The sequence below is a fragment of the Amycolatopsis rubida genome (genome assembly GCF_900115345.1).
GTDB classification, from domain to species: Bacteria; Actinomycetota; Actinomycetes; order Mycobacteriales; family Pseudonocardiaceae; genus Amycolatopsis; species Amycolatopsis rubida.
This window is the reverse complement of sequence record NZ_FOWC01000022.1, coordinates 56,088-76,858: the sequence shown is the minus strand read 5'-3', so window position 1 is coordinate 76,858 and position 20,771 is coordinate 56,088. Positions and strand designations below refer to the sequence as shown.

At 70.0% G+C, this 20,771-nt stretch carries 13 protein-coding genes; 8 read left to right on the top strand and 5 right to left on the bottom strand.

What is annotated here, in order from left to right:
- Positions 1-22 precede the first annotated feature (22 nt).
- The 3 genes from BM362_RS42815 (at position 23) to BM362_RS42805 (ending at position 6,587) form a co-directional block, all read left to right on the top strand.
- The gene (locus BM362_RS42815) at positions 23-1,378 is read left to right on the top strand and encodes a M1 family metallopeptidase (RefSeq protein ID WP_093577048.1); all 1,356 of its coding nucleotides are present in this window, start codon (positions 23-25) and stop codon (positions 1,376-1,378) included.
- Between the two features lie 605 nt (positions 1,379-1,983).
- Positions 1,984-4,278, top strand: a complete 2,295-nt coding sequence (locus BM362_RS42810) for a glycosyl hydrolase family 95 catalytic domain-containing protein (protein ID WP_093577047.1) — start codon at positions 1,984-1,986, stop codon at positions 4,276-4,278.
- Between the two features lie 20 nt (positions 4,279-4,298).
- Complete coding sequence (locus BM362_RS42805; protein ID WP_093577025.1) at positions 4,299-6,587, top strand: glycosyl hydrolase family 95 catalytic domain-containing protein; 2,289 nt, start codon at positions 4,299-4,301, stop codon at positions 6,585-6,587.
- Here the strand turns inward: BM362_RS42805 and BM362_RS42800 are convergent.
- The 5 genes from BM362_RS42800 to BM362_RS42780 form a co-directional block, all read right to left on the bottom strand.
- Positions 6,532-8,319, bottom strand: a complete 1,788-nt coding sequence (locus tag BM362_RS42800) for an FAD-dependent oxidoreductase (RefSeq protein WP_093577024.1) — start codon at positions 8,317-8,319, stop codon at positions 6,532-6,534. The genes BM362_RS42805 and BM362_RS42800 overlap by 56 nt on opposite strands.
- Positions 8,306-10,231: a maleylacetate reductase and hydroxyquinol 1,2-dioxygenase domain-containing protein gene (locus tag BM362_RS42795; protein WP_093577023.1), complete on the bottom strand. Its 1,926-nt coding sequence runs from the start codon at positions 10,229-10,231 to the stop codon at positions 8,306-8,308. The genes BM362_RS42800 and BM362_RS42795 overlap by 14 nt, the downstream gene beginning before the upstream one ends.
- A 92-nt stretch (positions 10,232-10,323) precedes the next feature.
- A complete protein-coding gene (locus BM362_RS42790) occupies positions 10,324-11,205 on the bottom strand; it encodes a helix-turn-helix domain-containing protein (RefSeq protein ID WP_093577022.1) in 882 nt (293 codons plus the stop codon).
- A gap of 41 nt (positions 11,206-11,246) precedes the next feature.
- Entirely contained in the window at positions 11,247-12,071 is an 825-nt protein-coding gene (locus tag BM362_RS42785; protein ID WP_067589018.1) for an NAD-dependent epimerase/dehydratase family protein, read from the bottom strand.
- Between the two features lie 83 nt (positions 12,072-12,154).
- On the bottom strand, positions 12,155-12,952 hold the full coding sequence (locus BM362_RS42780) for an IclR family transcriptional regulator (protein WP_067589020.1): 798 nt from the start codon (positions 12,950-12,952) through the stop codon (positions 12,155-12,157).
- A 129-nt stretch (positions 12,953-13,081) separates the two neighbouring features.
- Between BM362_RS42780 and BM362_RS42775 the strand changes: the two genes are divergently transcribed.
- The 5 genes from BM362_RS42775 to BM362_RS42755 all read left to right on the top strand — a co-directional run bounded on the left by BM362_RS42775 (position 13,082) and on the right by BM362_RS42755 (position 20,684).
- Complete coding sequence (locus tag BM362_RS42775; RefSeq protein ID WP_093577046.1) at positions 13,082-14,014, top strand: 5-dehydro-4-deoxyglucarate dehydratase; 933 nt, start codon at positions 13,082-13,084, stop codon at positions 14,012-14,014.
- Positions 14,014-15,270 carry a glucarate dehydratase family protein gene (locus BM362_RS42770; protein WP_093577021.1) on the top strand — a complete coding sequence of 419 codons (1,257 nt, stop codon included), beginning with the start codon at positions 14,014-14,016 and terminating at the stop codon, positions 15,268-15,270. Before BM362_RS42775 ends, BM362_RS42770 begins: the two co-directional genes overlap by 1 nt.
- Positions 15,271-15,274: 4 nt before the next feature.
- Positions 15,275-16,423 carry a cupin domain-containing protein gene (locus BM362_RS42765; protein ID WP_093577020.1) on the top strand — a complete coding sequence of 383 codons (1,149 nt, stop codon included), beginning with the start codon at positions 15,275-15,277 and terminating at the stop codon, positions 16,421-16,423.
- Between the two features lie 410 nt (positions 16,424-16,833).
- Positions 16,834-18,288, top strand: coding sequence for an aldehyde dehydrogenase (NADP(+)) (locus tag BM362_RS42760; RefSeq protein WP_093577019.1), 1,455 nt, complete (start codon positions 16,834-16,836; stop codon positions 18,286-18,288).
- A 77-nt stretch (positions 18,289-18,365) separates the two neighbouring features.
- Positions 18,366-20,684, top strand: a complete 2,319-nt coding sequence (locus BM362_RS42755) for a polysaccharide lyase 8 family protein (protein WP_093577018.1) — start codon at positions 18,366-18,368, stop codon at positions 20,682-20,684.
- Positions 20,685-20,771 lie beyond the last annotated feature (87 nt).

Genomic DNA, 20,771 nt, shown 5'->3' with positions numbered 1-20,771 from the left:
GCGAAAGCGGGTTTCGGTGCGGGTGAACGGGAAAGCGGCCGCGCCCGGAGCGGAGACCTCGGGCGACGGGTACCTCCCCGCGCACGGGAACGGCGGCTACCGGGTCCGGCACTACGACCTCGATCTCGACTACCGGATCGGGCCGAACCGGCTGGCCGCCACCGCGGTGCTCACCTGCGAGGCCACCCAGGCGCTTTCCCGGCTGACACTCGACTTCGGCGAGTTCCGGGTGTCGCGCGTGCTGGTCGAGGGCAAACCGGCGAAGTACGTGCGGCGCGGGCTGAAGCTGCAGGTCAAACCGGCCCGCTCGGTGCCGGCCGGTGCCGAGTTCCAGGTGGAGGTCCGCTACGCGGGCAATCCGCGGCCGGTCGGCAGCCGATGGGGAGACATCGGCTGGGACGAACTGACCGACGGCGCGCTGGTGGCGAGCCAGCCGGTGGGCGCGCCGTCGTGGTTCCCGTGCAACGACCATCCGGCGGACAAGGCGAGCTACCGGGTCGCGGTGGCCACGTCGTCGCCGTATCTCGTTGCGGCGACGGGGAATCTCGTGTCGCGCTACCAGTCGGCGAGCACCACGAAGTGGGTGTTCGCACGGCCGGAGCCGACCTCGACGTATCTGATGAGCGTCCAGATCGGCCGGTACGAGGACCTCGAATTGTCTTCCGGGGCTTGGGTTCCGGAGATCTCGGTCGACCGTCCGGGCGGCGTCGTGCAGCGGGCCGCGGTGCCGCCTCGGCTGCGGCGGGCGTTCGCGCGGGACTTCGGGCGGCAGGGGCGGATGATGGACGCGCTGGAGGAGTGGTTCGGGCCGTATCCGTTCGGCGAGTACGTGGTGGTCGTGACCGACGACGACCTCGACGATCCGATCGAGGCGCAGGGGATGGCGATCTTCGGGGCCAACCACGTGGACGGCAAGCGGACTCATGAGCGGCTCGTGGTGCACGAGCTGGCGCATCAGTGGTTCGGGAACAGCCTGACTGTCGCGGATTGGCAGCACATTTGGCTCAATGAGGGCTTCGCCACTTACACTGAGTGGTTGTGGTCGGAGCGCTCCGGCGGTGCGTCGACGGAGGAGCTGGCTCGGGCGTGGCATGCGCGGGTGCGGGCCAAGCCCGCGGATGTGGCTATCGGTGATCCTGGTGTGGCGCGGATGTTTGACGAGCGGGTGTACAAGCGTGGGGGGTTGACGCTGCATGCGTTGCGCGGGGAGATGGGGGACCCGGCGTTTTTCGCGCTGGTGAAGGCTTGGGCGGTGGAGAACCGGCATGGGGCGGTGACTACGGGGGAGTTCGTGTCGCTGGCCGAGTCTTACGCGGGGCGGTCGTTGCGGGGGTTTTTCGCGGGGTGGTTGGGGCGGGTGGAGTTGCCGGAGTTGTGAGGGTGGCTCGTCGCCCTGGGGCGACATTGCTTGTGGGGGTTGCGTGGGGCACCCCGAAGCGCTCGTGGGGTTGCGTGGGGCACCCCGAAGCTTGAGTGTGCTGACGGTTCGGGGGTGCTTGTCAAGGCGGGAAAGATGCCTTGACAAGCACCCCCGAACCGCAGGGAGGCTTCGGATCGGGGTGCGGGGGAGGGGCTGGGTGCCTCGATGGTGGGGTGCGCTGGTGCGGTTGGGTGCGTCGATGGTGGGGTGCAGCGGCTTACGGTCTCGCGGGTAGCGGGGCGCGCCCCTGTGTGGCATTGGGCGCAGCGGGCGGCTGCGGCTGGGCGGGTGGTCGGTGAAGGGCTCCTTGAGGGAATCCACGTCCGTGAAGGGGCCTTCACGCACGGTGGCGGGTCGTGAGGGGAACCCTGAGGGAATCTGAGTCCGTGAGGGCGGCCCTCACGGACTTCAGGTATCTGGACGCGCTCCGGGCGGTCCCAGTCATCGGATGTTTGTGCGGCTTTCCGGGTGAACTACTCTGGCTTTAGCCTGCTCTGTCTGGATATATTCCGCTGATCCCGCGCCAGTGGGGAGCGAAACATAGTATGAATCCGGAGGGCGTCATGGTCGGGGTGTCGCGGCGGACGGTGCTTCGATCCGTGTCAGCCGCCGCGGGGGCGGCGGCGTTCGGCGGGCTTTGGGCGCAGGGGGCGCCGCCTGGACTGGCCGCGCAGCGCAGTCCGCACCGAGACGTCGCCATGGATGCGCGGATGCGCTGGCAGCGGTTGCCGGAGAACTGGCAGGAAGCGCCGTTCCTGGCCAACGGCTATCTCGGCGTCCAGGCCTACGCCGGGCGGACGCCGCAGGTGCTGAAGTTCATGCTCGGCCACACTCAGGTCCAGGACCAGCGCATCCAGTGGGAAGCGGGGATCGGGCTGTCGCGGTTGCCGATCGGTGCGATCACGCTCGCCTTCGCCGGAGCGATCACCGGGGTCGACTGGACGCTCGACCTCTACAACGCCGAACTCGGCGGCACCATCACCACCACGCGCGGGCAGGTCGCGTTCTCCGCTGTGGTGCACAACGATCTCGGCGTGCTGCTCGTCTCGCTCGACCCGAGTGCGGGCGAATCCGGGGCGACGTGGGGCTTCGCGCCGTTGCTCTCGGCGACGACGCGGACGGTCCGCAAGCCGCCGGAGTACACCGCGAATCCCGAGCCCGAGCAGGCCAATGGGTACTGCGCGCAGCCGTTGACCGCCGGTGGCGGGTACACGACGGCGTGGCGGGAGAAGCGGATCGGCACCAAGCGGTTGTTCGCGGCGGTCGTCGCGTATTCGTTCCCGCGTTCCACGCATACCCGCGACGCCGTGTCGCTGGTCGGCCGGGCGCTCGCGATGAACCCGGATCTGCTGCTCGCCTGGCATCGGCGCTGGTGGAACAGCTTCCATCAGCGCAGTTTCGTGTCCGTGCCGGACAAACAGGTCCAGCGGTTCTACTGGATCCAGCTCTACAAGATCGCCTCGGCGACCCGCGAGGACGGCCCGGTGACCGCCGAATGGGGGCCGTGGTTCCCGGAGGCCGGCAACAGCTGGACGGCGGTGTGGTGGAATCTGAACGTCCAGGTCACGTATCCGATCGTGCACAGCACCAACCATCCGGAGCTGGACGCGGTCACCGAGACCTTCCGCCGCGATCATGCGAACCTGGAGATGTCGGTTCCGCCCGCCTGCCGGGACGGCGATACCTACGCTCTTTCGCATCCGGGGGACTGGCGGCTGCGGCCCGGCGGCGTAAGGACGGTCGGCGTTCCGGGGACGACGTCCAAAACGGACCAGACGGGGAACCTGTTGTGGGGCTTGCACAACGTCTGGCTCGCGTACCGCCATCACCTCGACCAGCCGGTGCTGCGGGACGTGCTCTACCCGACGCTCGCCAAGGCGCTCAACTTCTACCGGCATTTCCTCTTCACCGGCCAGGACGGGCTCCTGCACCTGCCGCTCACCCGGTCGCCGGAGTACGCCGACGCGGCCGACTGCACGTATGACCTCTCGCTGATCCGCTGGGCCGCGACGACGCTGGCCCGCTCCGCGCGGATCCTGCGGCGGAACGAGCCGCGGGTGCCGATGTGGCGGGAGATCGCGGCGAAACTCGCTCCGTACCAGGAGGATCCGGTCGACGGCGTGCTGATCGGCGACGGCGTCCGGCTTGCCGATTCGCATCGGCACTTCTCGCACTTGCTCTGGCTGTACCCGCTGCGGGAGCGGAACTGGGAGCGGCCCGCCGATCGGGACGTCATGACCCGCACCTTCCGGCATTGGGCGGCGGACCAGTCTGCCTGGCACGGCTACAGCTACGCGGCCGCGGCGTCGATGAACTCGGTGATGGACCAGCCCGAGGAAGCCTTGCGGTACTTGAAGTTCTTCCTCGACCGGAACGTCGTCGCGGACACCGAGCTGACCGCGAACACGATGTACCGCGAGGGCTCGAACTTCGCCATCGAAAGCCCGATCACCGCGGCACAGTCCGTTGTGGACATGCTGTTGCAGGGTTCCGGGGGAGTGGTGAAGGCGTTCCCGTCGGTGTCGGCGCAGTGGCCGGACGCGTCGATCGCCGGGCTGCGTACCGAGGGCGCGTTCTTGGTCGACGCCTCGCGACGGCACGGTGCGACGGAGTTCGTGCGGGTGCAGAGCGAAGCCGGTGCGCCGTTGGTGCTCGACCACGGGATCGACGGCGAGATCGACGTGCGCGATCAAGGGGGCCGGCGGTTGCCGTGGCGGCCGGTCGGGCCTCGGCGGATCACGCTGGAGTTGCGGCGGGGCAGCACGGTCACCGTCACCCCGCGCGGCACCCGTCCGGACTTCGGGCCGCGTGACGTTCCTTCGCTGGGTGCTGTTCCGGCCTGGGGTTTGCCTGACTAGAAACGAGGAGGTTGGCGGACATGGACATCTCGCGCCGCACAGTGCTCGGCGGAGCGCTCGCCGGGATCGCCGCCGGAGCGGTCGGGCTGCCGCAGGCGAGCGCGGCGGAACTGAACCGCGACGGCGTCGACTGGGCGGATTTCCTGGCGACTGCGGACCTGCGCTGGCGGCGGATGCCGAAAACCTGGTATGAGGGACCCTTCCTGGGCAACGGTTTCCTCGGCTCGGGCAGCTACGCCGAACCCGGGCGCAACGCGGTCCGCTTCACCGTCCAGCACAGCCAGGTGCAGGACCACCGGCCGCAGTTCGGCTCGCTGTTCGGCCTGGCGCGGCTGCCGATCGGGTACTTCACGCTCGAACCGGTCGGCGCGATCACCGGACTCGACTGGCGGCTCGACATCTGGAACGCTGAGCTCACCGGCACGATCACCACCGCGGCGGGCAGCCTGAAGCTGCGCGCGATCGTCCACACCGGACAGTCGCTGCTCGCGGTGGAGATGCGGCCGTCCGAGGGCGAACGCGGGTTCCGGTGGGTGTTCCATCCGGCGAAGGCGATCAGCCCGCGCGCTGACCCGGTGTGGAAAAAGCCGCCGCCAGAAGGATATGCGGAGAATCCGCCGGTCCAATTGCGGCAGGCGGGCGACGCGCACCTCGCGGTCCAGCCGCTGCTGGCGGGCGGCGAGCACGTGACGGCCTGGCGCGAGGTCACCCGGGGCAGCGCGCGGACGCTGTACACGTCGGTCGCGTGGTCGCATCCGGAGAAGACCTCGGCGGTCCGTGCGTTGCACACGGTGCGGCGCGCGAGCACGCTGGACGTCCTGACCTGGGATCACCGACGCTGGTGGCACGACTACTACCGGCGCAGCTTCCTGTCCATTCCGGACACCCGGCTGCAGAGCTTCTACTGGATCCAGCTGTACAAAGTCGCGTCGGCGGCTCGCCGGGAAGCGCCGGTGATGGCGACGTCCGGGCCGTGGCTGGAGAACACGCCGTGGCCCGCGACCTGGTGGAACCTCAACGTGCAACTGGAGTACTGGCTCATCCAGGGTTCCAACCACCTCGAACTCGACGCGGTCAGCTACGCGCTCGGCAAGTACCGGGACCGGCTCACCAGCCAGGTCGCGAAGCCGTACCAGGCCGATTCGGCGGGCATCCCGCGCACCACCGACATGACGCTGCTCAACGGCCTCGCCGACTCGACCAGCGGCTACCCGGTCGGCATCCCCGGCGAGGACACCCCGACGCCCGAGGTCGGCAACCTCACCTGGGCGCTGCACAACGTCTGGCTGACCTACCGGCACACGATGGACCGCCGGCTGCTGCGCGACACGCTGTTCCCCTTGCTGCGCAAGGCGATCAACTACTACCTGCACTTCCTCGCCCCCGGCCCGGACGGCCGCCTGCATCTCCCGGCGACCTTCTCCCCGGAGTACGGCGTGAACGCGCCGGACACCAATTACGACCTCGCCCTGATCCGCTGGGGCTGCACGACGTTGCTGGACACCGCACGAGAGCTGCGCATCCCCGATCCGCTGGCGGGGAAGTGGCGGCAGGTGCTCGCCACGCTCACCGACTACCCGGCCGACGAGAACGGCTACATGATCGGCGCGGGCGTCCCGTTCGCGAAATCGCACCGGCATTACTCGCATCTGCTGCAGATCTACCCGCTTTACGAGATCACCTGGGAACAGCCGGAGCACCGAAAGATCATCGAAACCTCGCTCGATCACTGGGTCGGCTTCGAGGGGGCGTTGCAGGGCTACACGTTCACCGGGGCCGCGTCGATCTCCGCGCAGATGCTGCGCGGCGAGAAGGCCGCGTATTACCTCGGCGAACTGCAAAAACGTTATATCCAGCCGAATACGATGTACCAGGAATCCGGTCCGGTCATCGAAACGCCGTTGTCCGCGGCGAAATCCATGCAGGACATGCTCGTGCAGAGCTGGGGCGGCGTCGTCCGGCTGTTCCCGGCAGTACCGGCGGCGTGGGGCGACATCGCACTGCGCGACTTCCGGACCGAAGGCGCGTTCCTGCTCAGTGCATCGCGTCAAGGCGGGAAAACGCGCTGGCTGAAGGTGCACAGCGAGGCCGGGGCACCGTGTGTCCTGCGCCCGGGGATCGACGGCGAGCTGACGGTGACGGACGCGCACGGCCGTCCGCGTCGCTGGCGGCGGCTGGCGAACGGCGACGTGCAGGTCGATCTCGGACGCGGTCAGGACGCGTATGTCTGCCGCCGCGGCGACCGGCCGGACTTCACGGTCCGGCCGGTGGCGCCGGGCGGGTCGAGCGATCCGTGGGGGATGCCGTGAGCTGACGGTCCAGGAGCTTGCGAAGTGCTTCCAGCAGGCCGGTTCCGGCGGCCGCGTGTCGCCAGGCGAGGTAACCGTCCGGCCGGATCAGGAGACAGCCGTCTTCCTCGATGCCGCTGATCCGAGCCCAGTCGCCGTAGGAGTCGCGCGCCTCGGGCGAACCGATGGTCACGACCCGCAGGTCCAGCCCGAGGTCCGCACCGGCTCGCGCGGCGGCGTCCCGCCAGGCGTTGCCGGTGAGTCCGGTGAGGACAGTCCACCGCCCGCGCCCGACGAGGTCCAGTGTGGACACTCGGCGACCGTGAGGGCCGACAAGCCAGACGTGCGGCAGTTTCGCGCCCGGCGTGGTCGTCGGGCGGTGGTACAGCTCGGGATCCCGGTCCGCGGCAGGCTCGGCGCCATCCGGAAGCACCGCGTTCGAGGCGTACCGCTGGTCCATCTCGACACCGTGCGCGTTGAACTCGTAGTTCTTCAGCTCGATCGCCGCCCGCAACTGCTTCCGCCGCGACGCTCCGTCCTCGGTGGCGGCGGCGCAGGCGGCGAGACCGGCGGTGATGGCGTCCGAATCGGTGTCGCCGTCGATGCCGAGCGCGGCGAAGATCGGCCCGAACTGGTCGCGGCTGAGGTTCGCCCGGCCCACGATCTGCTTGCCGACCGGGGCACGCTCGGCACTGTAGCTGTCGAGAAGTCCTTCGCCCGCCTCTCCGCGCACGACCATCGCGAGTTTCCACGCCAGGTTGTACGCGTCCTGCACCGAGGTGTTGGACCCGAGCCCGTTGGACGGCGGATGCCGGTGCACCGCGTCGCCCGCGCAGAAAACGCGCCCCGACGAGTACTGCGTGGCGTAGCTGTGGTTGACCGTCCACAGCGAAGTCGAGGTGATCTCGACCGGCAGGTCCGGATCGCCGACGAGGTCGCGGACGATCCGGGCGGCTTCCTCGGCGCTCACCTCGGGCGGTGCCTGAGCGATGTCGTAACCCCAGGTCAGCAACCATTCGTTCCACGGGCGGACCATCCGCACCAGGCCCATCCCGATGCCGCCGAGGTGCGCGCCCGGCCGCATCACCCAGTACAGCACGCTCGGCCGATGCGCGACGTGCTCGGCGAGGTTGGCGGTGAAGGTGATGTTCATGCTGCCGGCCTTGCCGGACTGGCCGTCGATCGGCAGCCCGGCCTGCTCGGCGACGCGGCCGCGGGCGCCGTCCGCGCCGATCAGGTAGCGCGCGCGGAGGGTGAACTCGTCGCCGCGCACCCGGTCTCGCAATCGTGCGGTCACCCCGTCGGCGTCGTGGGCGAAGTCGAGGAATTCCGTGTCCAGGCGCAGTTTCGCTCCGCGAGCGGCGGCGTTCGTGGCCAGGATCGGTTCGAGGTAGGTCTGGGGCAGGTCGATCATGTGGCACGGGCTCGCCGAGGCGTACTCGGCGGCCGAGCGATCGGCGGTGCCCCAGCTCGCGATCCGGCCGATCTCGTCGCCCACGAGCGACGTGCACAGCACGGTGTCGCCCATCAGCTCCGGGGGCGTGCCTTGGGCGAGCGCCTGGTCTTCGATGCCGAGGTCGCGCAGGACCTCCATGGTCCGCTGGTTGGTGATGTGCGCGCGAGGCGTGTGCGCCATCCAGCCGTACTTGGTCGCGAGCACGGTGCGCACGCCGTAGGTCGCGAGCAGCAGCGCGGCGGAACCGCCCGCCGGGCCGCTGCCGACCACGAGGACGTCGGTGTCATAACTGGTCATGGTGGGTTTCCGGGGAGATGCGGAAGGTGAAATCGAGGCGGCGCCAGGGTTCGCGCCCGTCCGGCGCGGGGCCGGCCTGCTCGGCGAAGTCGACGATCAGGCCGTCCTTCACGCCGAACACGGTGTCCGAGCCGAGGTAGTCTCCGCCGCGGACGAACAACTGGGTCACCAGCGTGCGGTAGCCCGGTTTGGCGATCAGGAAGTGCACGTGCGGCGCGCGGAACGGATGCCGTTCGGTCGCCGTGAGGATACCGCCGACCGGGCCGTCGTCCGGGATCGGGTACGCCGACGGCACGATCGTCCAGAACCGCAGCCTGCCCTCGGCGCCGGTGCGGAAGCGGGCGCGCAGCACCGGACCGTCCAGGCCGGGGAGCTGGACGTCGTAGAAACCGTCCTCATCGGACTGCCAGACGTCCACGACCGCGTCCGGCACCGGGGTTCCGTCCGGTTCGGTCACCTGGACGTCTGTCCACAGCGGAGTTCCCGGCAGTCCTTCGGCGAGATCCGCGCCCTGCTCGGTCTCCGGCGGTCCTTCGACGTAGAACGGGCCCAGCACGGCCGAGGGCGTGGTGTCCGGTGTGCGCGAGTTCGCGAGCACGTCGACCACGCTCGACACGCCGAGGGTGTCCGACAGCAGGATGAACTCCTGCCGCGTGTCCGAGCTGATCTGCCCGGTGCGAGTGAGGAAGCCGATCGCGTACTCCCACTCCTCCTGCGTGAGATCGGTGCGCACGACGTACGAATGCAGCATGCGGACCAGCTCGGACAGCAGTTCGCGCAACCGCGGGTCCGGTGTGCTGGCGAAACTGTCCACGACCTCCTGGGTAAGCCCGCGCAGATCCGGCGGCGTGCCCGGCGCGGGGGCCGGGCGGACGCCGGACCACGCGTGCCGCAGCAGGTCTTCGATGCCGTCGCGGGTGAGTTCGCGCGGATTGGGATACGGAGCGGCGGTGGCCAGTTCGGCGGCCTTGGCGAGGTCGCCTTCGGCAAGACCGATTTCGGCCAGCGAATGCGGCACCGGCAGGCTGGCGATCAGATCGAAGACCGCGGCAGGCGCGTCCGGCGCACCGAGCACTTCGGCGATCTGCCGCATCGCCTCTGGAGCGTTCGGCGCGTTGTACGCCATGGCGTGCGGGAGGACGATCGTGTGCGTTTCCGCGTGCGGCAGCCCGAAACTGCCGCCGAGGGTGTGGCACAGCTTGTGGTGCAGGCCCATCCCGACCGAACCCAGGCACGAGCCGGCCAGCCACGCGGCACGCAGCGAGTCCGTCCGAGCGTCCACATCGGACGGATCGGCGGCGATCCGCGGCAGCGCGGCGGCGAGCAGCCGGATCGCCTCCAGGGCGAACTGGTCGGCGATCGGGTTCGCCTGCGCCGAATAGAGCGCCTCGACCGCGTGCGCCATCGCGTTGACGCCGCTGGTCAGCGACGTCGGCACAGGCAGGCCGAGAGTGAGGCCGACGTCGTAGACGACCACCTCGGGCAGCACCTTCGGCGACGACTGGGTGGTTTTGCGCCCGTTCTCGGTCTGGCCGACCACCGGTGTCATCTCGGACCCGGCATATGTGGTCGGCACGATGATCTGCGGGATGTCGGTGCGCAGCGCGAGCGCCTTGGCCAGCCCGGTCGCCGACCCGCCGCCGATCGCGACGACGCAGTCCACGGAATGCTCAGTGACCAGCGCGAGCGCGCGTTCGGTGACCTCGACCGGAGTGTGCATGGCGGGCTCGCCGAAACGCGCGGCGAGCAGCGGGCCGAGCGCCTCAGCCGTCCGGTCGGCTGCCGCCGCGGCGGACTTTCCGGCCACCAAGAGCACCCGGCCGGCTTCGAGCCGCCGCACCTCGCCGGGGATGACGGAGAGAGTGCCGCTGCCGAACACGACCCGGGCCGGGTTGGCGCTGTAGGTGAACATCGACGGTCCTTCCACGCGGGTACGTCGAGTATCCGGGCGGCGAAGCCCCCGCGCCTGCACAGACGTGCTGAGCGGGCTGCACGAAACGCGCGTCAGCCGTCCCGGCGAAGCGCGGCGGGCGTGGTGCCCAGCTGGGCGCGCAGCACCCGGGTCAGATGTTCCTGGTGGGAGAAACCGCAGCGCACGGCGATGTCCGCGATCGGCTCGGTGCCGGTCCGCAGCAGCAACCCGGCCTGCTCCACGCGCAGCCGCACCAGATAGCGGTGCGGCGGCAGCCCGGTGCGCGCCTTGAACCGCCGGGCGAACCGGCTGACGCTCAACCCGGCCGCCGCGGCCAGCTCAGCCAGCCCGAGCGATTCGGCGAGCCGTTCGTCCATCAGCTCGCGCACCTGGGCGAATTGCCGGTCAGTCAGTGCCTCGGCCGGCCTCGCTGCCGCGGGAGCGTCCGGCCCGGCCCGGTGCTGACGCGCGAGCTGCGCGGCAACAAGCGCGCCGAGCTGATCCGCGTACGCGCGAGCGCCCGGCTCCCACTCCCGCACGACCCGGTCGAGCGTGAGTAAGAGCTGTTCGAGCAGGGGATCGACGCTGCCGAGCCGGTCGGCCAGCCGGACCGGAGCGTCCGATCCGGCGGCCTCCTGCACCGCCGAATCCGGCAGGTACACGTGCAGTGTGTCGAGTTCGCCGCCGAGTTCCACCGACAGTTCCTGGTGCGACGGCTGGAGGAAGAGCCCGCCCGCCGGGATCCGCCGGCTGCGCTCGCCGGGTGACCCGACACCGCGCCGGACCGTGACCGGGCCGGCGAGGTGCAGGATCAGCTGGTGCGTGCGCGCGGGCCCGAACTCCGCGCGATACGGCTGTTCGTGTTGTCTGGACAGGTAGAGCCGGTCCCAGCCGAGACCCGCGCTGGTGCGTTCCGGGCGGATCCACGGCAGCGAAAGGATGCCGTTCGTGTCGGCAGGCCCCAGCTCGCCCACGGCGTTCTCCTCTTCGAGGGTTCCGTCGGCGAGCGTACCTCTCAGAGCGGGTTGAACACGCCCAGCGGCGCGGTGCAGAACGGCCCGCCGACGTACTCGGCGGCGGCACCGGTCGGCGCGGGCTTGTCCGCCAGCTGCCCGGCGTAGCCCTCGGCGTTGTCGTGCGATTGGTAGCCCAGCGCCTCGGCCTCGGCGAGCGAGTAGACGCGGCGCGTGTTGTCCGAGACGCCCCAGATCATCCGGTAGCCCGGCGACGGCGCGCTCAGGCACGCCTCGAACAGCCGTGCCCCGTCGTCCGGGGACAACCAGCTGGTCAGCCCGCGAATGCCGAGCGGCAGCGGGGTTTCGAAACACGAGCCGATGCGGATGACGATCACGTCCATGTCGAACCGCGACGCGTACAGGCTGCCCAGTGCTTCGATGGCGGCTTTGCTGACGCCGTAATAAGTGTCCGGCCGGGTGCTGGAGTCGGCGGGCAGCCCGTTCTCGCCCGCGTCGGCGTTCCGGCGGAAGCCGACGGCGTGGTTGCTCGACGCGAGCACGACCCGGCGGACCCCGGCCTCGCGGGCGGCTTCGAGGACGGTGTGCGTGCCGTTGATGTTGACGTCGAGCGTCGCGTCCCACGACGCCTCGCGGCTGAGCCCGCCCAGGTGGATCACCGCGTCCGCGCCCGCGCAGGCGGCGGCCATCGCCTCGGGGTCGGTGACCGAGCCGGTCACGATCTCGACCGCTTCGCCGTCCTCGGCGGCGGGCTGCTCGGCGAGGTCGAGCAGGCGCAGCACCCGGCCTTCACGGCGCAGCCGCGGCCGCATCAGGGTGCCGACGACGCCGGCCGATCCGGTGATCAGCACACGCTGGTCTGGCATGGATTTCCTCTCAGGGAGCGTCGTGCGTGCCTATTCACGGTTCTCACCGCGATCGGCACGCACGAGGGGCACGGTGGCGGCGGTCAGCGGATTCCGGCGCGGCGCAGCTGCTGGCCGAGCTCGGCGGTGGTTTCGGCCAGCAGCTCGCCGACCCGTTCGACGTCGGCGTCGGTGACCTTGCCCAGCGGCATCGAGCAGCTCATCGCGTCGGTGCCGGGGATGCGGTACGGGATCACCGCGGCCACGCAGCGCACGCCGAGAGTGCCCTCTTCGATCTCGGCGGCGTACCCGCGTTCCCGGGTCCGCGCGAGGTCGGCGTGCAGCGCGTCGAGCGTGGTGATGGTGTTCGGGGTGAGCGCGACCAGCTCTTCGGGCATGAGCGCCTCGACCTCTTCGTGGGTCAGCTCGGCGAGCAGGGCCTTGCCCAGCGCGGTCGCGTGCGTGGGCAGGGTGCGGCCGACGCGCGAGATCAGGTGCGTGGAGTGCTGCGACTCGCGCGTCTCCAGGTAGACGACCTCGGTGCCGTTGCGGCGCGCGAAATGCGCGGTGAAGCCGGTCTTCTCGCGGATGCGCTCTAAAGCTTCGGTGGCGTAGGGGACGATCGCGTCGCGGTCGAGGTACGCGGTGCCGCAGATCAGCGCGCGCACGCCGAGCCGGTAGCGCGCGGAGTTCGCGTCGGCCTCCAGCCAGCCCGCGTCCAGCAGGGTGCGCAGCAAACCGTGCAGACTGGAGCGAGGGAACCCGGTGCGCGCATGGAGATCAGACAGCGACAGCCACACGTCGTTCGCGGCGAACGTCTCGATCAGGTCGATGGCGCGCCGCGCCGACTTCACTCCTGCGGACTCCGCGGGAGCGGTGGCGGGGTCCGTCTTCTGCGCCATGCGCGTCCTCCAACCGGGCCGTTGACTTGTGAGTCCGGCCATATTAGCGTCCCGAACAGCGTTCTTGTGGGTGAACATAGTCACGATAACAGACTCCATTCAAGAATGTGAACATTGGAGCAGAAACTGATGGCACAGACCGAAATCGAGCTGGACGGCTTGCTGGCGTTCCCGCTGACCCCCTTCACCGAAGACCTCTCGGTCAATCTCGACGGGTTCGCGGAGAACGTGGAGAGCCACATCGCCGCCGGTGCGGGCGCGCTGTTCGTCGCGTGCGGCACCGGGGAGTTCAGCTCGCTGTCGGTCGACGAGGTCGCTGCGCTGCTGGCCAAGGCACACGAGGTCGCGAACGGTCGCGTGCCGGTGTGGGTCGGCGCGGGCGGCGGTGCGGCCGGAGCGCGCGCGGGCGTCGCGGCGGCGCAGGCGGGGAACGCCGACGGGGTGCTGCTGCTTCCGCCGTACCTGGTCACCGGGCCGCAGGACGGGCTGGTCGACTACGTGCGCTACGCGGTCGGCGACACGTCGGTCCCGGTGATCGTCTACCACCGCGGCACCGGCGTGTTCACCGCGCCGGCTGCGGCGAAGCTGCTGGACATCCCGTCGGTGGTCGGGATCAAGGACGGCTACGGCGACGTCGAAGCGATGACCCGGATCGTCACCACGATCCGCGCGCTCGGCACGCAGCGTTCGGCGGACTTCTTGTTCTTCAACGGTTTGCCGACCGCCGAGGTGTCCGCGAAGGCGTACGCGGCGGCTGGCGTCGCGCGCTACTCCTCGGCGGTGCACTGCTTCGCGCCGGAGATCGCACACCGCTTCCACCGTGCGCTCGCGGAGAACGACGACACGACGATGGACGCGCTGCTCGCCGGGTTCTACCTGCCGCTGGTGGCGTTGCGCGACGAGACGCCCGGCTTCGCGGTGTCGCTGGTCAAGGCCGCCGCCCGGCTGCGCGGCGACAAGGTCGGCACTGTCCGGCCGCCGCTGATCGAGCCGACGCCCGAGCAGATCGACCGGCTGGGCAAGATCGTCGAGAACGGTTTCGCCGTGCTGAAAGGCCTCTGATGAAGATCCGGGACGTGGTGCTGACCCCGGTCGCCTTCGCGGACGCACCGCTGCTCAACGTGATGGGCGTGCACGAGCCGTTCGCGTTGCGCAGCGTGGTCCAGGTGGCGTGCGACGACGGCGTGGTCGGCCTCGGTGAGTCGTATGGCGACGCGGCGTTCCTCGGCGAGGTGCGCAAGGTGCTGCCGGAACTGGCCGGACACGACATTTTCGACCTGCCGGGCCTGAAGCGGATCATCGCGCGCACGCTCGCCGGAACGGTGCTGACCGACGAGCACGGCCTGATCGGCGGGTTCTCCATCCGCAAGACGATCGCCAGCGTGTACTCGCTGTTCGAGGTCGCCTGCCTGGACGCGCAAGGCCAGTTCCTCGGCCGTCCGGTGGCCGATCTGCTCGGCGGCAAGGCTCGCGAAGCCGTCGACTTCTCCGCGTACCTGTTCTACAAGTACGGCGCACACCTCGACGCGGAAGCGGACAGCTGGGGCGAGATCCTGACGCCGGAAGCGCTGGTCGGTTCGGCGCAGCGAATGGTTGACGAGTACGGGTTCCGCTCGATCAAGCTCAAGGGCGGGGTTTTCGCGCCGGAGCAGGAGATCGAGGGCATTCGCGCGCTGGCCGAAGCGTTCCCCGGGCACCCGCTGCGCATCGACCCGAACGCGGCGTGGACGCCCGAGACGAGCATCCGCGTCGCGGCCGAACTCGACGGCGTGCTGGAGTACCTCGAAGACCCGACGCCGGGCATCGAGGGCATGGCGCGCGTCGCGCGCGAGGCGAGCATGCCGTTGGCCACCAACATGTGCGTGGTGAACTTCGGCGACCTGGAACCGGCGTTCCGGGCGCGCGCGATCGGCGTCCTGCTGTCCGACCATCACTTCTGGGGCGGCATGCGCGACACCCAGGCACTGTCGGTGGCCTGCGAAAGCTTCGGCGTCGGGCTGTCCATGCACTCCAACAGCCACCTCGGGGTCAGCCTCGCCGCGATGGTGCACGTCGCGGCCGCGACCCCGCACCTGACGTATGCCTGCGACACGCACTGGCCGTGGAAGACTGCCGACGTGATCGAACCGGGCGTGCTGAATTTCGCCGGCGGAGCGGTGGCGGTGCCGGACCGGCCCGGGCTCGGGATCACGCTGGACCAGGACGCGCTCGCCAGGGCGCACGAGGACTATGTCCGATGTGGACTGACCAAACGGGACGATGTGACTTACATGCGCAGGTACACGCCCGGCTTCGAGCCGAACACGGCGAGGTGGTGAGCCGGTGAAGGTGACCGGATACGCGTATCCGTGGGACGTGCTCGGCGACACCGCGTTCGCCGAACGGGTGCAGGACCTCGGGGTGGACGAGGTCGCGGTGGCCTTGGCCTACCACAGCGCCCGCGCCGCGACGCCGTGGTCGACCGAGCGGACGTCGGTGGTCGCGCGGACCGCCGCTCTCTACCGGCCGGTGCGCGCGGAAGCCTGGCCGGGCCGGGATCTCGTCCCAGCCACGCCGGACTGGGTCTCTTCGGAAGACAGCGGCGGCGACGCGGTCCGACGGCTCAACAACGCCGGAATCCCTGCTGCCGCGTGGATCGTGCTCACGCACAACTCGCAGCTGGGCACGGAGTTTCCGCAGTACGCCGTGCGCAACTGCTTCGGCGAGACCTATCCGTGGGCGCTGTGCCCCGCGCAGCCCGCAGTACGCGAGTACGCGGCGACGCTGACCGCGGAATCCGTTGCGGGGCTGAAGCTTTCGTCGGTGCTGCTGGAGGCGTGCGGCCCACTCGGCGGCGTGCACCAGCATCAGCACGAGAAGACCGACGGCGTGTGGGCGCCGGCTACCGCGCGGCTGTTGTCGATCTGCTGCTGCGACGCCTGTGCGGAAGGCTGGACCGGTCTCGACCCGTCGGACGTCCGCGACACCTTGCGTGCCGAGGTGCAGCGGCTGATCGCTACGGCGGATTTGTCGGTGGTCGAGGATAGGCTTCCGGCTGAGTTGAAGGAAAAACTACTGTCCGGTCGGCAGCAGGCGACCGATGCGTTGCGCGCTGCGGTCTTGGCCGTGCTGGAGCCGGGTACGCGGATCGTGCTGCACGGCGCGCTCGACCCGTGGGTAACCGGCGCGCTGCCCGGCCTGACCCCGACAGCCGCCGACGACGCCGAGACGGTGGTGCTGCAGAACTGGGCACCGGGCCAGGCCAGCGTCGACGCGGTCGCGGCCGCGCGACAGGCGTTGCCGGAACGGGTCGCGATCGGCAGCTACATCACGGCGGTCGGGGCGAGCGCGGTGCCGGATATCGAGGCGTACGTGGGCGAACTGGCGAAGGCTGGAGCGACGGAACTGCACCTGTACCACTTGGGCCTCGCCGGTCCGGCCCGCTGGCCGGATCTGCACGCTGCCACCGCTGCGGCGCGTTCGGTGTCTTGAACCTGTTTGACGAGGAGATCCATTGAGCTGCGGAGTTTCCGCCTCGGAGTTGGAAGGCGTGCTGGCTGCCGGGCTGATTGGCTGGCCGTTGACGCGCGTCCAGCGTGCTGGCGGCTGCCCGGTGATTCGCCGAAAGCACTCCGGCCGACCGAGGCGAGTGGCACGTCACCGCTGCGGCGCGTTCGGTGTCTTGAACCTGTTTGACGAGGAGATGCATTGAGCCGCGAAACTTCCGCCTCGGAGTTGGAAGGCGTGCTGGCTGCCGGGCTGATTGGCTGGCCGTTGACGCGCGTCCAGCGTGCTGGCGGCTGCCCGGTGATTCGCCGAAAGCACTCCGGCCGACCGAGGCGAGTGGCACGCCACCGCTGCCGCGCATTCGGTGTCTTGAACCTGTTTGACGAGGAGATGCATTGAGCCGCGAAACTTCCGCCCCGGAACTGGAAAGCGTGCTGGCCGCCGCAGCCGCAGCCGCCCGGCCGTTCGCCGCGAGCACCCCGGCCGACCGGGCGCAGTGGCTGGCCGCCGCCGCGGACGCGCTCGACGCCGCCGCTGAAGAGCTGATCCCGTTGGCGCACCAGGAAACCCGCCTGCCGGCCGCGCCGCGGTTGAAGGGCGAGCTCGCGCGCACCACGTTCCAGCTGCGGCTGTTCGGCGAGGTGCTGCGGGACGGCGAATTCCTGGGCGCGACCGTCGACCACGCCGACCCGGCCTGGCCGATGGGCGCCCGGCCGGACCTGCGCCGGGTGCTCGTGCCGATCGGGCCGGTGCTGGTGTTCGCCGCGAGCAACTTCCCGTTCGCGTTCAGCGTCGCGGGCGGCGACACCGCTTCGGCGCTGGCCGCCGGGTGCCCGGTGGTGCTCAAAGCGCATCCGGGCCACGAAGAACTCTCGACGCGGACCGGCGAGATCGTCGCACAGGCGTTGACCGCTGCCGGTGCGCCGGAGGGCGCGTTCGCGGTGATCCACGGGGTGGAGCAGGGCGTCACGGCGCTCAGGGACCCGCGGGTTTCCGCCGCCGCCTTCACCGGTTCCGTGCCGGGTGGGCGGGCGTTGTTCGACATCGCGGTCTCGCGGCCGGCGCCGATTCCGTTCTACGGCGAGCTGGGCAGCGTCAACCCGGTCGTCGTCACGCCGGGTGCGGTCGCCGCGCGCGGCGAGGCGGTGGCGAAGGGCTACGCCGGGTCGTTCAGCCTCGGCGCGGGCCAGTTCTGCACCAAGCCGGGCCTGCTGTTCCTGCCCGAGGGCCACGGGCTGGACGATTCGCTCCGCGAGGCGGTCGGCGCGGTGGCTCAGCAGGAGATGCTGAACGACCGCATCGCCGTCGGTTTCGCGCAGAAGCTGGCGGACCTGCGTGCGGTGTCGGGTGTCGAGTCGGTCGTGGAAGGCGCGCAGGACGGCGATGCGTTCACCCCGTCGCTGCTGGCCACCACGGCGAAGGAGTTCCTGGCAGGCGGCGAGGCGGTCTGCGAGGAGCACTTCGGACCGGCGTCGCTGATCGTCACCTACTCCGGCCAGGCCGAACTGATCGAGCTGCTGGACAGCCTCGAACCCGGCCTTACCGCAACGGTCCAGGGCGAGGACGGCGACGCCGACTTCGTGCGTCCGCTGCTGCCTTCGCTCAGCCGGCTGGCCGGACGGCTGCTGTGGAACGACTGGCCGACCGGCGTCACGGTCAGCTGGGCACAGCAGCACGGCGGCCCGTACCCGGCGACGACCGCGCCGACCACGACGTCGGTCGGCACCGCCGCGATCGAGCGCTTCCTGCGTCCGGTGGCCTGGCAGAGCTTCCCGGACGCGCTGCTGCCGGAAGCCCTTCAGGAAGCGAACCCGTGGCAGCTGCCGCGCCGGGTCGACGGAGCGCGCTGAGCAGACCCCCTTGCGCGTGGCGATCCCGGTTCTCACCGGGATCGCCACGCACAACCAACCCGCTGGGAGGCACCGTCATGCCCGTGAACCGCAGAACCGCACTGCGTGGCGGTGCCATCGCCGCCGCGTCGGCCGCGCTCGTCGCCACTGCGCGTCCGGCCCTCGCCGCGCCTGCCGCTGATCCGCTGAAGAAGATCGTGGCCGGCTACCGCGAGCTGCAAACCGGCGTCAACCGCCCGTCGCCGGAACGCACGGCCGCGCTGAAGAACCTCGGCCGGGTCGCGAAGTCGTACTACGGCAGCATGTCGGTGTCCGGAGAAGGTCCATTGTGGACCGACCTGCCGCTCGGTCCCGGCAGCGACTACACGACGTCGATGTACGCCCGGCTGCGCGCGATCGCGGTCGACTGGGGGACCCCGGGCAGCACGCTTTCCGGCGATCCGAAAGTGCTCGACGGGATCAGGAAGGCGCTGGAACTGATCTACGCCAGCCAGTACAACCCCCAGGTCGGCGAGATCGGCAACTGGTACACCTACGAGATCGGCGTGCCGTACTACCTGCTGCACACCCTCGTCACGGTCGCCGACCAGCTGACCGCCGACGAACTCGCGCGGTATGTCAGCCCGGTCAAGCGGTTCGTCGGCAACCCGAACCTGCGCGCGAACAACCCGAAGATCGTCGAAACCGGCGCGAACCGGGCGGACAAGGCGCTGATCTCGATCGTCTCCGGCGCGCTGACCGGCGACACCGCGTGGATCCGCACCGGCATCGACGCGATCACCGACGTCGCCGGCGGGGGAGCGGCCAGCGTCCTGGCGAAGCTGGACCGCGCGGCGGGCGACGGTTTCCACGCCGACGGCTCGTTCATCCAGCACGACACCATCCCGTACCCCGGCCACTACGGCATCGTCCTGCTGACCGCGCTCGCCGGGACGATCCACGTCACCGAAGGCACCGAGTACGCGCTGCCGGACGAGCTGAAGCAGAAGGTCTACGCGCTGGTCGGCGACACGTTCGCGCCGTTCGTGTACGCGGGCGCGCTGATGGAGCCGGTGCGCGGGCGGATGCTGTCGCGGGAGGGCGAGACCGCGCACGACATCGGACACCAGCTGACCGTCGCGACTTTGGTCCTCGCGCGGTCGGCGACCGGGACTGTGAAGGCCGAACTGTCCGGGCTCGCCGCCAAGTGGATCAGGGAAGGCACGTACGCGCCGTTCCTGGAAATCCCCGATCCGGAACGGTTCGCGCCCGGTCCGGACCTCGTCGCGACGCCGGGCATCGAGTTCGCCCAGGAGATGCTGGCCGGACGCGTGCGGCCAGCGCCGATCGCCGCGACGCACCGGATCTTCGGGCAGCAGGACCGGATGGTGCACGTGACCGAGGGCTGGTCCGCGTCGCTCGGCGCCGGCTCCACGCGAATCTCGCGCTACGAGTCGATCAACGGGATGAACCTGCACGGCTGGCACGTCGGCGACGGGGTGCTGTATTTGTTCCTCCCCCACGCGAAAGGCCACTACTCGGACGCCTATTGGCCGACCGTCGATCCGGCCCTGTTGCCCGGCACCACCGCGAAGGCCGGTCCGCCGGGACCGCTGGCGGCCACGCCGTTGACGACGAAAGCGCACGTCGGCGGCGTGCGCTGGGACGCCCGGCACGGTGCGTACGCGATGGATTTCGTCTCCGAAGACGGTTCGCTGTCCGCGAAGAAGTCGTGGTTCTTCACGCCGGCGGGCATTGTCTGCCTCGGCGCGGGGATCACTGACACGTCCGGACAGGCGGTCCGGACGACGATCGAAAACCGCAACCTCGGCGAAAACGGACGCGGCACGCTGCTGGCCGACGCGCGCGCGGTCGGCGATTCGAGCACGCTGCACCGGCCGCGCTGGCTGCACCTGGACCACGTCGGCGGGTACGTCCTGCTCGACAACGCCGAGGTCACCGCACTGCGCGAAGACCGGACCGGCGCGTGGCGCGACGTCGACACCGGTGCCAACACGAAGGGCACCACGACACCGAACACGCGGCGCTACCAGAAATTGGTGATTGAGCACGGTGCGAAGCCGGTGGACGCGAAGTACGCGTACGCGGTCCTGCCGGGCGCGTCGGTAGTGGGGACGGTCGCGTCGGCGTTCGCGTGGCGCGTGCGGGCCAATACGCCCGTTGTCCAGGCCTTGCGGCTGTGGGATAACACACTGCTGGCAAACTTCTACAGTGCGGGTACGGTGGACGAAGTATCCGTTTCAGGACCGGCTTCGGTGGCGCTCGGCCGGAACAGTCTCGCTGTTTCCGACCCGACGCAGCTGCAGGAAAGCGTCCGTGTGACGGTGCGGCGGCGCACGGTGGAAGTTCCGTTCAAGGACGCCTTCGGCGCCACCAAGGTGGTTTCCCTGCGGTGAACCCGGTTTTCCCCGCCGGGCCGGTGGTTCCCGGCCTGGCCCGGCGGGGCCCCACGTGCCGCGGCCCCGGCCGTAAGGTGGGGCGGA